The 13,961-nt window shown below is 62.3% G+C and carries 11 protein-coding genes; 7 read left to right on the top strand and 4 right to left on the bottom strand.

The features are described from left to right. The first annotated feature begins 193 nt into the window (after positions 1 to 193). From AC07PT_RS22450 to AC07PT_RS22420, 7 genes are all read left to right on the top strand, one after another. On the top strand, positions 194 to 1,792 hold the full coding sequence (locus tag AC07PT_RS22450) for an alpha/beta fold hydrolase (RefSeq protein ID WP_494658179.1): 1,599 nt from the start codon (positions 194 to 196) through the stop codon (positions 1,790 to 1,792). An 86-nt stretch (positions 1,793 to 1,878) separates the two neighbouring features. Further along, positions 1,879 to 2,772, top strand: coding sequence for an alpha/beta fold hydrolase (locus tag AC07PT_RS22445; RefSeq protein WP_494658178.1), 894 nt, complete (start codon positions 1,879 to 1,881; stop codon positions 2,770 to 2,772). A gap of 110 nt (positions 2,773 to 2,882) precedes the next feature. Next, a complete protein-coding gene (locus AC07PT_RS22440; RefSeq protein ID WP_494658177.1) occupies positions 2,883 to 3,515 on the top strand; it encodes a cysteine hydrolase family protein in 633 nt (210 codons plus the stop codon). An 884-nt stretch (positions 3,516 to 4,399) separates the two neighbouring features. Next, a complete protein-coding gene (locus AC07PT_RS22435; RefSeq protein ID WP_494658176.1) occupies positions 4,400 to 5,428 on the top strand; it encodes a porin in 1,029 nt (342 codons plus the stop codon). A 41-nt stretch (positions 5,429 to 5,469) separates the two neighbouring features. Continuing rightward, positions 5,470 to 7,458, top strand: coding sequence for a glycoside hydrolase family 3 protein (locus tag AC07PT_RS22430; protein WP_494658175.1), 1,989 nt, complete (start codon positions 5,470 to 5,472; stop codon positions 7,456 to 7,458). 20 nt (positions 7,459 to 7,478) lie between these two features. After that, positions 7,479 to 8,615 (top strand): alpha/beta hydrolase, encoded by a 1,137-nt coding sequence (locus tag AC07PT_RS22425; protein WP_494658174.1) that lies wholly within the window; start codon positions 7,479 to 7,481, stop codon positions 8,613 to 8,615. A 46-nt stretch (positions 8,616 to 8,661) separates the two neighbouring features. Then, positions 8,662 to 9,066: a cupin domain-containing protein gene (locus AC07PT_RS22420; protein ID WP_494658173.1), complete on the top strand. Its 405-nt coding sequence runs from the start codon at positions 8,662 to 8,664 to the stop codon at positions 9,064 to 9,066. Positions 9,067 to 9,180: 114 nt separating this feature from the next. Here the strand turns inward: AC07PT_RS22420 and AC07PT_RS22415 are convergent, their stop codons facing one another. The 4 genes from AC07PT_RS22415 to AC07PT_RS22400 all read right to left on the bottom strand — a co-directional run bounded on the left by AC07PT_RS22415 (position 9,181) and on the right by AC07PT_RS22400 (position 13,946). Further along, positions 9,181 to 10,257: a porin gene (locus AC07PT_RS22415; RefSeq protein WP_494658172.1), complete on the bottom strand. Its 1,077-nt coding sequence runs from the start codon at positions 10,255 to 10,257 to the stop codon at positions 9,181 to 9,183. Positions 10,258 to 10,530: 273 nt separating this feature from the next. Beyond that, entirely contained in the window at positions 10,531 to 11,544 is a 1,014-nt protein-coding gene (locus AC07PT_RS22410; protein ID WP_494658171.1) for a tripartite tricarboxylate transporter substrate binding protein, read from the bottom strand. A 208-nt stretch (positions 11,545 to 11,752) separates the two neighbouring features. Further along, positions 11,753 to 13,081 carry an MmgE/PrpD family protein gene (locus AC07PT_RS22405; protein WP_494658170.1) on the bottom strand — a complete coding sequence of 443 codons (1,329 nt, stop codon included), beginning with the start codon at positions 13,079 to 13,081 and terminating at the stop codon, positions 11,753 to 11,755. Between the two features lies 1 nt (position 13,082). Continuing rightward, positions 13,083 to 13,946 carry an alpha/beta fold hydrolase gene (locus tag AC07PT_RS22400; protein WP_494658169.1) on the bottom strand — a complete coding sequence of 288 codons (864 nt, stop codon included), beginning with the start codon at positions 13,944 to 13,946 and terminating at the stop codon, positions 13,083 to 13,085. Positions 13,947 to 13,961: the final 15 nt, after the last annotated feature.

The following is a 13,961-nucleotide window of genomic DNA, read 5'->3' as shown; positions in this document are numbered from 1 at the left end:
CGTCGCCGTGTTCGCCATTGCGCGCTGGGAAGGCTCGTTCGATGCCGACAAATACCGCGCCCTCACGGGCAGCGTGGCGCGCCGCAGCTGGCTGGGGCCCAAGGCGTCGGCCAGGCGCGCCGCTTGATTCGCTCCACCGCAGCCAGGCCCCGGGGCCAGGCGCGGTGACTCGGTTGACAAAAAGGAGACATGAATGAAAAGGTACGACAACAGACTCAAGTCCCTGGTGTGGCCCGCTTTGCTGGCCCTGGCCGCGATGGGCCATCCGGCCCAGGCGGCTGAACTGGAGGTGCTGGCAACGGGTGCCGTGTCCGGAGCCTTCAAGACCGTGGTGGCCGACTATGAAAAGCAGTCGGGCCATCGCCTGAAGATGTCCTGGGGCCCTTCGCTGGGTCAGTCGCATGAGGCGATTCCGGTTCGAATCAGGAGCGGTCAGGCGCCCGACGTACTGATCATGGTGTCCACCGAGCTGGACCGCCTGATCCGTGAGCAGCGGTTCACGGCGTCGGCCCGTCTCGACGTGGCCCAGTCGGGGGTGGGTGTCGGGGTCAAGGCGGGCAGTCCGGTGCCCGACATCTCGGATGTCGACAAGCTGCGCCAGGCCTTGCTTGCCGCACCTTCGGTGGCCTATTCGGAAGGGGCCAGCGGCACCTACATCCAGAACGTGCTGCTCAAGCGACTGGGCGTCGAGCAGGAGGTGGCCGCCAAGCGCCGCCTGGTGCCGGGCAAGCAGTTGGTCGGTGAGGTGCTGGCCGAGGGCGGCGCGGCACTGGGTCTGCAGCAGATCAGCGAGTTGCGGGTGGTGCCAGGCGTGCACTACGTCGGCCCGTTGCCGGAGGAGGTTCAGAAGATCTCCGTGTTGACCGCGGCCGTCTCGGGCAAGAGCACCTACTCTGCCGAGGCCCTGGATTTTCTGCGGTACCTGGGTTCGCCGGCTGCCGTGGCGGCCTTCCAGCGCAGCGGCCTGGACCTGCCTGACGTGCCTGCCACCGTGGTCGAACGCCGCCTGGTCCGCAGCGGCCCGGTGCAGATCGAGGTGCTGAGCCAGGGGCAGGGGCCTGCGATCGTGATGCTGCCTTCGCTGGGGCGCTCGGTTCGCGACTTTGACCAGGTGGCTGCACGATTGGCCGCGCAGGGTTTTCGTGTGATCCGGCCTGAGCCCCGTGGCATCGGTGCCAGCCAGGGGCCTCTGGAGGGCTTGACCCTGCACGACTTTGCCGCCGATGTGGCAGCGGTGTGCGATGCCGAGAAGACAGGTCCGGCCGTCATTCTGGGGCATGCCTGGGGCAGCCAACCGGCGCGCATGCTGGCGGTTGACCGGCCAGACCTGGTCAAAGGCCTGATCATGGCCGCGGCTTCGGCTGGCAAGCTCCTGCCGGGCTCCACCGAGAAGCCCTATGGGCGTCTGCGCGATGCCATTGACGGCTCGGGCAACCCGGCGCTGCCGCAGGCCCAGCGCCTGCAATACCTGAAGCAGGCCTTCTTTGCCCCCGGCCATGATCCGAGCGAATGGCTGGAGGGCTGGTACGAGGCGAACCACCATGCCGAGGCCCACGCACGCAATGTCACGCCCATCGACAGCTATTTTTCGGGCGGCAGCACCGCCCCCATCCTGGATCTGCAGGGCGAATTCGATGCGGTGGTGGTCAAGGATGTGATGAAGGCCTATTTGGGTGAGCGGGTTCAGGTCGACGTGGTCAAAGGGGCAGGCCACGCCATGTTCCCCGAGCGTCCCGCACAGGTCTCCGAGGCCGTGGCCCGCTTCGCACGCCAGTTGAACGCCAGGCGTTGAGCGCACACCCACCTCTTTCTGCCCTGTTTCCCTTCCCATCCCTGCCCGGCCCCACCTCAAGAGGCCCGGGCCCTTGAAAGCACGCCATGAAAATTGCCAAGCTCATTCTTCTCTCCGGCTTGATCGCCTGGTCCTCCTGCAGCATGGCCGCCGATGCGGTGGCCACTGCCTTGCAGCACAAGGTGATCGAGAAAGGCCCTGTTCGCATCGAAGTCACCGAACAAGGGCAAGGCCCTGCCATCGTGATGCTGCCCTCGCTGGGCCGCTCGGGCCGTGACTATGACAAGGTGGCCGAACGGCTGGCCTCCGAAGGCTTTCGCGTGCTGCGGCCTGAGCCCCGCGGCGTCGGCCAGAGCCAGGGCCCCATGCACGGCTTGACCGTGCATGACTTTGCCGCCGACGTCGCCATGGTGATCGATGCCGAGGTCAAGGCCCCGGTGGTGGTGGTCGGTCACGCATGGGGCAACTTCGCGGCCCGCATGCTTGCCACAGACCGCCCCGACCTGGTGGCCGGGGTGGTGGTGGCCGCAGCTTCCGCTGGCAAGGTGCCGCCGGGCTCAAAAGAGCTGCCCATCGGCCCTGAGATGCGCAAGGCGATCGACGGCCCCAGCAACCCGGCCTTGTCTGAAGAGCAGCGTCTGGAATACCTGAAGATCGCGTTCTTCGCCCCTGGCAACGACCCTCGGGTGTGGTTGGGCGGCTGGCATGAGGCCACCCATGAGGCGCAATCGCATGCCCGCAACGTCACCCCGGTGGACGACTACTTCGCTGCCGGCACCGCCCCCATCCTGGATCTGCAGGCCGAGTACGACCCCGTGGCCCCGCGCCGGTTTTCCAACGTCCTGAAGTCCATGCTGGGCGACCGGGTGACCATCGTCGTGATCAAGAACGCCAGCCATGCCTTGGCACCTGAGCAGCCTCAGGCCATGGCAGACGCGATTGCCGACTTTGCCAAGAAGGTGTTTGGAAAGACCCGCTGATCCTGCATCCAGACAGTTCGGCCCTTCATTTCCATGAGGTGGAATGATGCCCGTGCTGTTGCGCTCTGCCTGGGTGATGATGAAAACCAAATCAACAGGTGGAGACAAGCATGTCAATTCAATCGGCACGGTGGATGCTTTTGCTGGCCTGGGCCATCGGGCCCTGGGCCCATGCCCAGGGCATTCTGGACGAGTGGGCCTCGGTACCTCCGCCCCCCGCACCTCAACTGAGCCGTGTCAGTCTGGAACCCAGAACCACCGCTCTCCTAGTGCTGGATGTATCGAGTCACACCTGCAATGAAGCCGTGCGCCCACGCTGCGTGCGCATGCTCCCGCGTGTTCAGCAGATGCTGAAGCACGCCCGGGCTAAGGGGCTGCACGTGGTGTACGCCCTGGGTGTTCTGCCGGTCCCGGGCAGCCCGGTCGACGTCCTGCCAGAGGCAGCCATGTTGGGCACCGAACCCTGGGTTCGCTCTGGGCCTGACAAGTTCTTGGAAACCGACCTTGAGGACAATCTGCGCGCTCACGGGATCAAGACTGTGATCGCGTTGGGCACGGCCTCGCATGGTGCGGTTCTGCACACTGCCAGCGAAGCGGTCTTCAGGGGCTTCAAGGTGGTGATACCCGTTGATGCTGTCGCTGGTGAGAGCCTCTTTGGGGAGCAGTACACCTTGTGGCATCTGCAAAATGCACCCCGCATGCCCGGGAAAGTGACTCTCAGCAAAGTCGACTGGATCGACTGATTCTCGTCGGATCGATACCGGAGTCGACCTCTATGGGCTCTGGCAGGCAGAACTTAAAGGCCTTCGAGTGCTGCCAACGATTGTGGGCCGTACAGGCCATCGGTGCTCATCCACCGGAAGCTAGAACATCTCGGGCCAAGCGTAGTGGCCCACTACGTCGAAGTCGGCGCGGGCCGGGGGGGAGTTTGGCGGTGCTGGCCTGGGCCACCATCAGGCCGTCCTCGTTATAGAGCGGCCCGGTCAGCGCAACACCCAGAGGGCCCACGATCATGCTGTTGTGACCGATCAGGGGCAGTTCGGGTGCCTAGTGCGGGGCGTTCATGCTCAGCGCTCTGGGCGAGGCTTGCACCGGGCAGGCGTTGATCACAAGGCAAGCACTTCGTGCGCGATGCGATGTATCGGCAACTTACGTGTGGTGGGCACCACCCCCGTTGAGGCGCACCAAATTTGCCAACGTCCGTTGTACTTGCCGGAGCTTAGGAGGGGCCTGCCGCTTCAGCAGCAGATCACGGCGCCGACACGACATGTGAGTCAGTTTTGTACCTACAAATGCGCCGATCCCAGAACAGCCCTTCGATGCCACTGGGTACGAACCCACGGGTGCGCAGACACCAGGTCACATGTCAGTGCAATGGGTGGGTGGCACACATCAGGGTCTTCCTTGCGCACTCAAAGCATCAGCCATAAGTGGGTCAAGCAGTGTCCAACGGTCTGGCGTCCGCTTGTGCCTCAACGATCCAGGTCAAGTCATTAAATTTCCACTGATTGGAATTCAAGGATTGATGAGAGATTGAGTAAATGTAATTATTTTAATTAATCCGTCATAAACCTGATGACAGGGCTTTTGTGCAAGCGGCGGAGCCACCCCCACATGGAAACTACGAATGAAATATTCGACCCTTGCCGTTCTTTTGGCCAGCTGCGTCTTGACGACCCAAGCGTTTGCTCAATCGAGCGTTACCCTTTTTGGCGTGGCCGATACCTCGGTACGCAGCACCTCCAGTGGTGGCGCCTCAGCCCAGACTATCGGCAGCGGCGGGTACGCCGCCAGTCGGTATGGCTTGCGCACTCAAGAGGACCTTGGCGGCGGCCTGGCTGCAGGGGCATGGCTTGAAGGCACTGTCAATTTCAACGACGGTAGCGGCAACAGCTCAAGGTACTGGAACCGCCGTTCGACTGTGAGCCTGTTGGGATCGATTGGTGAACTGCGAATCGGGCATGATCTGACGCCGGGCTATACCTCTTTTGGCGAGTTTGATGTCTTCGGCGTCAGCGGGCTGGCGGACCAGGGTAAGTTTTATTCAACAGCGTTCGGCAGCGGTATCGAAGCCACCGGCCTCTGGGCGCGGGCAGACAACATGGTGAGTTACTTCACCCCTGCAGATCTGGGGGGCTTCTACGCAAACGTGGCGGTTGCCGCCGCCAATGCCACTCCAGCCAAGAAGTACTCAGGCGCGCGCATCGGCTACGCCAATCAGGCACTCAACGTGACGGCAGCCTACAGCGTGTTTGATGGCCTGGCGGGCGATTTGAAGCGCACTGCCATTGCGGGCTCTTACAGCAGTGCGGGTGTGACCCTGATGGCCTCGGCCGTACGCAATACGTACCTGACGGCATCCCGCTGGGTCACGCAGATCGGCGGCATAGTTCCCGTCGGGCCAGGCAGGTTCCGCATGAACTACACCTGGGCCAACAACATGGGGTCGCTCAACGGCAGCTCCATCGGCCAGGATGACGCCACGCAGCTGGCTGTGGGTTACGTGTATGACCTGTCCAAGCGCACCACGCTGTACGCAACCTATGTCAACTTGCGCAATCAGGGCAAGGCCAACTTCGCCGTCGCAACCCCCCCGTCGGTAGCCGGTGGCCAAGCCTCAAGAGGCACTGAGTTTGGCATCAGCCATCGTTTCTGATGTCTATCCATCGAAGCAAACCATTGGAATCGGGGGCATGCATGACGATCATTGAAGCGAGCTTGCTTCGCAAGCTGCACGGCCCTTGGTTGGCTGCGGTGATGTTGGGGTTGTTGAGCGCCGGTGTGTATGCGACCCCTGAGGCGGATGACCCGGCTCTGGGCGTACGTAGCCTGCCTTTGCTGCTGGTCGACGGCCATCGATTCAAGGACCACAACAGGAACGGCGTGCTCGACCCCTATGAGGATTGGCGTCTGTCATCTGAGACCCGCGCCAGAGACCTGGTAGGGAAAATGAACCTGCCAGAGAAGGCCGGCACTCTGATGCATGCCAACCCACCGTCGACGGCCTCCACCACCATACCAGGTGCAGGAACGGCGTGGGAGGCCGCGGGGATACGGCGACTGCTGATCGATCAGCACATCACCTCGTTTCTCAATCGCCTCAACACCGATGTGGCCAGCATGGCAGAGCAAAGCAATGCGTTGCAGGCCATCGCAGAGATGTCTCGGCTGGGCATCCCTGTCATGCTCAGCACAGACCCGCGCAGCCAGTTTCAGGCCTCGCAGGGCATCAGCGTCAGTTCAGGCCGATTCACTCAATGGCCCGACCCGGTCGGCATGGCCGCCGTGGGTGACCCGGCGCTTCTCCAGGCATTTGCAGACAGCGTGCGGCAGGAGTACCGGGCGGTGGGCATCCGAATGGCGCTGTCGCCCCAGGCCGATCTGACCCGCAACCCCCGCTGGCATCGGGTCAATGGCACCTTTGGGAGTGACCCAGAGAAAGCAAAAGACCTGGTTCAAGCCTATGTGCAAGGCATGCAAGCCGGCTCCGGTGGCTTGCATCGGGACAGTGTGGTGGCGGTGGTCAAGCATTGGGTTGGCTACGGCGCGACCGGTCCTGAGGGCTACGACTCGCACAACTTCTATGGTCGATTCATGGGCGTCGATTCGAACAGTATCGAGGACCATTTGCGACCCTTCGAGGGGGCCTTCGCCGCGAATGCAGGTGCTGTCATGCCGACCTATGGTCAGCCGCTGCCAGGCCTGCATATCAAAGGCATAGCAAAGCCAGTTGAAAGCGTGGGAGTGGGCTTCAACAAGCAGATGTTGACCGAGCTCTTGCGGGGGCGCTTCGGGTTCACGGGGCTGGTGCTGTCGGACTGGCAGATCACAGACGATTGCAACGCCGCATGCCGGGATGGCGCAGCGCAGAGGCAAAAGCCCAGTCCGCAAGACATCGCCATGCCTTGGGGTGTGGAAAGTCTCACGAAGGAAGAACGCTTCGTCAAGGCGCTCGATGCGGGTGTGGACCAGTTTGGCGGCAGCAAGGACCCTGAACATCTCATCCATGCGGTCCAGAGCGGGCGCTTGGCACCTGCTGCCCTGGATGGTGCGGTCTATCGGGTGTTGTTGCAGAAATTCCAGCTGGGTTTGTTCGAGAACCCCTATGTGGATGTGGACCGCGCGGCCGATGTGGTGGGCATGCAGGCATTCCGGACACTGGCTCTGGAGGCTCAGCACAGATCGGTCGTGCTTTTGAAGAACAAATCGGGAGTGTTGCCGTTGCTGACACACCGGGTTCGCAAGGTCTACTTGTACCAGATCGAAGCCGGTGAGTGGCAACAGCGCGGATTCGAGGTCGTTGGTCGACCCGAGGATGCTGATGTCGCCGTCATGGCGCTGAACACGCCGAACGAACTGCTGCACGGCCAGTACTTCTTTGGCTCACGGTACCGCGAAGGCAGCACTGCATTCAAAGCCGGTCTGGCCGACTACGAGGCCTTCCGAGACATTACCAGCAAGGTCCCGACGGTGGTCTCGGTGTACCTCAGCCGGCCTGCCGATCTGACGCTGCTGGCCCCCCAGGCTGCCGCAATCGTGGGGCACTTCGGCATCGGCGCGCCCGCGCTGGTGGATGTGCTGACGGGGCAATTCGCGCCAACCGGTAGATTGCCTTTTGACCTGCCCATGCAGGCCGATGATTCACTTGGCCTGGTGACGCGCCTTGGCGATGGTCTGGAATATTGAACTCAAGTGGAGATTCTGAAATGACATTGAGGTTGACTTGCATCTGGGCCCTGGCCTTGATCGGCATGGGGGGCGCCGCTGACGCAGCGCCTTTCGGCCCTGAGCAGTTTGTGACCACCAGCGTGCGTCGGCATGCGGTCTTCTATGTGGGCGGTGACTACGAACAGAAGTCGGGCAAAAGCATCATGACGGGCCAGATGTTCGTAGAGGGCTGGGCGCCAGAGAAAGTGACCCACCCCTATCCGCTGGTGTTTCTGCACGGACTCGGGCAGACCGCGACCAATTGGATGGCAACAGCAGACGGCAGAAAAGGTTGGGCGGATTACTTTGTCGATCAGGGCTATGTGGTGTACATGGTGGATCAACCCAGCCGCGGACGATCACCGTGGGTGCCCGACGGAAACGCCCGTTGGCGCCACAGCGATGTGAATTTGGTCCAACGTCTTTTCACCTCTTCAGAGCAATTCAAGGCATGGCCTCAAGCCCAGCGCCATACGCAGTGGCCCGGTGGCAACCAGGGGCAGGGCCCAGGAGGCGGTGTGTTCGACGATTTCTATCGCACGTTGGTGCCCTCCCTGGCGGACAATGCTCTCAGCGAAGGCCTTGTCCAGAAGGCCATGACTGCCTTATTGGATAAATTGGGTCCGGTTGTTCTGGTCACCCATTCCCAGGCTGGTCTGTTCGGTTGGTCGGTCGCTGATGCCAGGCCCAAGCTGGTCAAGGCCATTGTCGCGTTGGAGCCTTCGGGACCACCCTTCCAGAATGCAAGTCAGGCGGTACGCGAATTGCCCTGGGGCCTGACCAACATTCCCATGACCTACGCCCCAGCGATCAGTGACCCCGCGCAGCTTGAAATAGAACAGCAAGCCCAAGCCGATGGGCCGAATCTGGCGGCTTGCTGGCTTCAGAAAGAGCCTGCGCGCCTATTGGTCAACCTGCAAAAGACGCCGGTGCTGGTTGTGACCAGTGAGTCCTCGTACCACGCGCCCTACGACCATTGCAGTGCTGCATTTCTGAAGCAGGCAGGGGTCCCCACAACCTTCTGGCGTCTTGAAGACCGTGGTATTCACGGCAATGGGCACCTGATGATGCAAGAAAAGAATAATTTGCAGATTGCCCACGAAATTCAAGGCTGGATTCAGTTGGCGACTGAATGAAAAGCGCCGCTTTGCCAGCCATTGCAACTATTGAAAGTGTCTGAAAATGTATTCTCAGAAACATCGTCTCACCAACCTCGCGCTGATAGCGTTGGCTTTCCTGACGCATACCGATGTGTCAATCGGACAAAGTAGCAGCAATGAACGTAAAGGCGTGACCGGCGAGGTCATCGCCAGTGTCAATCTGGCTGGCCTGAGAATTGACAGAGCGCTGCGAATGCGCAAAGTGACGATCGAGCCTGGCGGAATGCTTCCACTGCATAGTCATGCAGACCGCCCCTCTGTGTCCTATGTTCTCAAAGGGGCTCTTCTCGAAACCTTTGAAGACGGCTCCGAGCCGCATGAATTGGTCACAGGCCAAGCCTATGAAACGCACGGCACACGGCAACATGCTCTGAAGAATGCAGGCACGGAGAGTGCTATTTTCTTGGAGGTGGATCTTCCGAGATAAAAACCCATCCGTGGGAATGCCCATATCCTGCAGAAATTAGCGCGTGTGAATCGCCGTCAGGGCGATTCACGAGAAGGAGCTACTTCTTCATCCGTAATGTGCCGATTTCAAGTCTCAGAACGCATGCTTGATACCCGCAGACAAACCAGTGCTGCTGCTCTTCAGGCCAGCGCCCTGGTAGGCGTTCTTCCACTGCGTGCTGTCGGCTTCAAGATAGACCAGAGACCGGGCAGACAACTTGTATTCGAGGAACGCGATGGTGCGGTTGTAGCCGTCGTCGGCATTCGCTGTGCGCGAGCGGTTCACCCGGTAATGGCTGACCAGCAGGTCCAACTGTGGTGTGATTGGCCAGGAGCCGCCCAGGCCCAGAATCTTGTTGGTCGTCTTCGCGGTGGTCGATGTGTCAGCTGTGTGGCCGCTGTAGGTGATGTTCAGCTTGCCGGCTGCCACAGGCACAGCAACTCCGCTGACAAAGCCGTTGAGCGTCAGGTTGGTGGCTGTCTTGAACTGGTGGTAAGCCACTGTGGCCTGAAGCACATTGCTCTTGTAGTCCAAGCTGGCCCCATTGGAAGACAGCTTGCTGTTGCTGTCGGCCTGGTTGCCGAAGGCGTGCATCACGCGGGCCGTGGTATTGCCAAAGCTGTAGGCGTATTTCGCCGAGTTGTCGAGGCGATAGGTGCCCGTGCTGGAGCCCGAGGCGCCGTACTCGGCGCCCAACTGATGCGAGCTCAAGGCCGACAGCGCCACGTTGGGGTTCAAGCCCGCAAAGCGGGTGGCCAATGGGTCGACCGGGAAGATGGCATCGGACAGCAAGGTGTTTTGTCGACCGACAGTCAATGTTCCCAGGTCACCCTTCAGGCCCGCAAACGAGCCCCGGTCAAAGAACTTGCTGGTGTTGGAGGTGGTGCCGTTGTTGATGTTCAGGCCCGACTCCAGAAAGAACAGGGCGGACAGCCCTCCCCCCAGGTCTTCGGTGCCGCGAAAGCCCAGGCGGCTGGTGGTGTTGACGCCGCTGTTGAGCATGTTGGCGTTGCCGGCGGAGCGAACGTTGGATGGATCCAGGCCGGAAGCCGTCCGAACACCTGCATCCATGATCCCGTAAAGGGTCACCGAGCTCTGCGCGTGAATGTGCGGGGCGGCCAACAGGCATGCCAGCAGCGAGGCTGTTTTGAGGCTGTTTGGGCTTTTCATCTGTTTATCTCCTTGGATCCATCGATCTCGGTTTGGGGTTGGTTCGGTCACGGCGTGTTGGTGCTGTGCATTGCACCGAATCCGGCGCAGGCACAGGGTGCAGAGCCGGGGGCGCAAGCCCTTTGCAGTGGCTGCTCAGGGCTTGGGTAGCTTAGGTGCTGGTCTGTTTCTGCACCATGCCATATTTCCATTTGATGGAAATTTTTGGGGTGAATGAAAAACGGATTCTGGGCTCCGCTGCCAGGGGCTGGGCGGCCTTTGCATAGGCGCAATTCAATCCAATGTGACCTTGCCTTCGACAACCACTTTCCGCCATCGGGCGATGTCTGCTTCCAGAAAGCGCTGGGTTTGCGCCGGTGGGGCCATCGCAAGCCGAAGCCCTTCCTTGGCCAGCTTGGCCCCGTAGGCTGGAGTTTGAGCGGCCTTCTGCAATGCTTCGTACACGCGGTTGAGGGTGGCCTCCGGGGTGGCGGCCGGCGCCAGCAGGGCGTACCACACCTCTGCTTCGAAACCTGGCAGGGTCTCCGCGACCGTGGGGACTGATTGGTAGAGGGGTGTGGTGCTGCGTTGCGCCGAGGTCACCGCCAAGGCCCGCATCTTGCCCGCCTCGACAAACTTGGCGACTCCTCCGGCAGTGCCGAACAACAGGTCGACCTGGCCGCCCATGAGATCGGTGTACGCCGGGCCTGCGCCTCGGTAGGGCACGTGGGTGATGTCCACGCCTGCCATGCTCTTGAACAACTCTGCAGCCAGGTGGACGGCCGAGCCGTTGCCGGACGACGCGTAGCTCAACTTTCCAGGGGAAGATCGAGCGGCCGATATGACATCAGTCAAGGTCTTGAATGAGCTCTTTGCGTGTGTGACCACGACATTGGGGCCGCGGCAGATGAGGCTGATGCCTTTCAAATCGTGCTCGGTGCTGTACGGCAACCTGGGCACCAGGGAGGCATTGATCGCCACGGCCGAGGTGGTCATCAACAAGGTGTGGCCATCCGCGGCCGCCTTGGCGACCAGGTCTGTGCCAATTACCGTGCCGCCGCCCGGCTTGTTCTCCATGAAGACGGGCTGTCCCAAGGCTTGCTGCATACCCTCCAGCAAGGCACGCCCAATGACGTCGGTGCCACCGCCCGGCGCAAACGGCACCACGATGCGCACAGCCCTTGTCGGATAGGGCTCTACGGCCCGGGCGGGTGGGCTGTGCAAGGCAGCCCAAGCCAGGGGGCTTGCGCTGCTCAGGCCCGCGCCCAGGCGGATCAGTACTTGCCGACGGGCGTTGTCGGCCGGCATTCTCTTCGCAGGCCGAGACGTATCGGCAGGCGCCATTTCCGGATTTGAAGACGTGTTCATTGGGTGCATTGAGGGAGTTGCAAGCAAGCGATCCGGCGTGGCGAGGCAGATCGCGTCGTGGGCTGTTGCAGAGGTGATGGGGAGGCGGCCGCTCAGATCGCCTGAAAGCCATGCTTCGTGCGCATGAGCGGGCCAGGTGGCATGGGGTTCAGCGTGGCAGCGCGGCCAACTCTTCCAGGTGCCAAAGTTGCGTCAGCAGGGCCTGTGCTCTGGTCTGCCCAATGACGGGGCTGGCCAGTTCCAGGTATTTGTCGCTAAGTTCCTGGTCGCTCAAGGGCAGTTCTGGGTCACCTTTGCGGTTGGCTTGAAGGTGTTCAAGGCGTGTGCCGTCCCGCATGACCAGCGTGATGCGGGCTGCACGCTGGGCCGGAAATGCAGTGTCCAGGGCCGGGTCCACGCTGACCATGGTGCGTTGCATCAACGCCCGGGTCTCGGGGTGGTCGACCCGATCGGCCTCGTAGGCCGCCAGACGCACGCTGCCATGGGTGAGCGCAGTGGCGACGACATAGCTCAGGCTGAACCGGGCCTCGTTGAGCGTGGTGGGCTGCAGGTAGCACGCAATGTCCAAGGCTGGCTTGTAGGTGGCCACATGGACCTCGGCGATCTCGTCGGGCCGGCAGGCGTGCTTTTGCCTGAGTTCCAGCGCCGCATCAATGGCCGCGAAGGTGTGCCCACAGCCGATATGGTTCTTGAAGGTCAGCCGGGTGATGTGGAAGTCTTGGCCCAGCGTGCTGGCCACCAGCGACCAATCCACCCCTTCGCTCATGGCGGCCCCCAGGCCGACCTCGCCATCGAGCACGTCCAGCGATCCGGTGACGCCCCGGGCCGTCAGCTGTGCTGCCAGCAAGCCGGCCTCGGCGGCGCGTCCGGCGTGCAGGGGTTTGGACATCGAGTCCATCCTGAACGCCTGCTGCAGCCCGGCTGCAAAGGTGGCCGCGGTCGCCAGCGCATGGGCCATGCTGGCTTCGTCGAGGTGCAGCAGGGTTCCCACTGAAGCGGCGGCACCGAAGGTGCCGATGGTCCCGGTGTTGTGCCAGTGGGTGTAGTGGGGGCGGCCCATGGCAACGCCGATCCGTGTCGAGACCTCGTAGCCCGTGACCACCGCGCGCAGAAACTGCAGGCCCGTGGCATGGCACTCATGCGCTGCCGCCAAAGCGCTTGCAATGGTGGCCGCGCCGGGGTGGTACATCGCTTCGCGGAAGCTGTCGTCGACCTCGGCGGCATGGGCGGCTGTGCCATTCAAAAGGCTTGCCGCTTTGGCGGTGGCGCTGCGGCCGACCCCCACCCAGGATGAGCCTCGGTCCAGGTCTTCGCTGAGCACATCGACCAACTGGGGAACAGGCGCCACGCTCAGGCCTGGGTACAGGGAGGCATACCAGTCAATCACAGCCCGCTTGGCGTGGTGCAGCACGTGGGCGGGTAGTGGGTGCTGGTGCAGCGACACGGCTGCTTGTGCAAGCCGTTGGGTTGCGTACATCTTATTTCTCCTGAAGGGTGGGGGCCTGCAGCCAGTCGTTGAGCAAGCCGTTGCATCGTTCTGCAGCCTCGAACTGAACCCAGTGGCCCACCCCTTCCAGGGTGTGTGCAGTGCAGGCTGAGCGGCGGGTGTTGAGCCGTTCCATGACGGTCAGTGGATCGGCGGTCACATCGTGTTCGCCCCAGACCAGCAGCAACCGGCCGCTGTAGCTGGCGAGCAGATCCGACAAGCCAGCGGCTCGGGACAAGGGCTTGCTGCGCAAGCGTGTGTGGGTACAGGCGTTGGTGTGAATCGTCAATGCCAGATCGTCGACCTGCGAGGCTTGATGAACCATGTGTATCAGCAGGTTGTGGCGCATCACGGCGCGAAGGGCCTCGTGGTCCTGGGTCTTGAGCGCTGGCCGCCAGGGCAACAGGTCGCCCTTGGGGCGCCTGGGGCCGCCGTGGCCGGCAGGGCCCAGCAGGGCCAGCCGAGGGACGGCAGGCCTCAGGGCCGCCACCTGGGCCGCGACCAGGCCACCGAACGAGAACCCGACCAAGGTGATCGGCGTGGACTCGGGGAGCAGAGCGCCTAAAGTCTGCCGGGTCATCTGTGCTACCGCCTCCAGCGAGGGTTGCGCGGGCAGATCGGATTCCCCAAAGCCCGGCAGGTCGGGAACCCACACCGTGTGCCGGGCGCCCAGCGCGATCACATTGCGCGCCCAATGCATCCAGCAACCGTGGCCACCGTGCAGCAAAACCACAGGGGGGCCACTGCCCCAGCGGCGCCAGATCATGGCGCGGCCATCCAGCTCGACGCGATGGCGTTGCCCGATGGCGGCCAGGGCATCTAGCCATGCCCGGCTCGTGAGTGCGTCGTCTGTCATGGCTTGAAATGCACG

The organism is Curvibacter sp. GW821-FHT09D12, from assembly GCF_059416245.1.
This window is presented reverse-complemented; position numbering and strand designations above follow the sequence as displayed.

Bases quoted from the DNA above. Each gene is read 5' to 3' on its own strand.
- AC07PT_RS22450 (WP_494658179.1), top strand. From the start codon at position 194: ATGAAAAGGTACGACAACAGACTCAAGTCCCTGGTGTGGCCCGCTTTG.
- AC07PT_RS22445 (WP_494658178.1), top strand. From the start codon at position 1,879: ATGAAAATTGCCAAGCTCATTCTTCTCTCCGGCTTGATCGCCTGGTCC.
- AC07PT_RS22440 (WP_494658177.1), top strand. From the start codon at position 2,883: ATGTCAATTCAATCGGCACGGTGGATGCTTTTGCTGGCCTGGGCCATC.
- AC07PT_RS22435 (WP_494658176.1), top strand. From the start codon at position 4,400: ATGAAATATTCGACCCTTGCCGTTCTTTTGGCCAGCTGCGTCTTGACG.
- AC07PT_RS22430 (WP_494658175.1), top strand. From the start codon at position 5,470: ATGACGATCATTGAAGCGAGCTTGCTTCGCAAGCTGCACGGCCCTTGG.
- AC07PT_RS22425 (WP_494658174.1), top strand. From the start codon at position 7,479: ATGACATTGAGGTTGACTTGCATCTGGGCCCTGGCCTTGATCGGCATG.
- AC07PT_RS22420 (WP_494658173.1), top strand. From the start codon at position 8,662: ATGTATTCTCAGAAACATCGTCTCACCAACCTCGCGCTGATAGCGTTG.
- AC07PT_RS22415 (WP_494658172.1), bottom strand. From the start codon at position 10,257: ATGAAAAGCCCAAACAGCCTCAAAACAGCCTCGCTGCTGGCATGCCTG.
- AC07PT_RS22410 (WP_494658171.1), bottom strand. From the start codon at position 11,544: ATGCCGGCCGACAACGCCCGTCGGCAAGTACTGATCCGCCTGGGCGCG.
- AC07PT_RS22405 (WP_494658170.1), bottom strand. From the start codon at position 13,081: ATGTACGCAACCCAACGGCTTGCACAAGCAGCCGTGTCGCTGCACCAG.
- AC07PT_RS22400 (WP_494658169.1), bottom strand. From the start codon at position 13,946: ATGACAGACGACGCACTCACGAGCCGGGCATGGCTAGATGCCCTGGCC.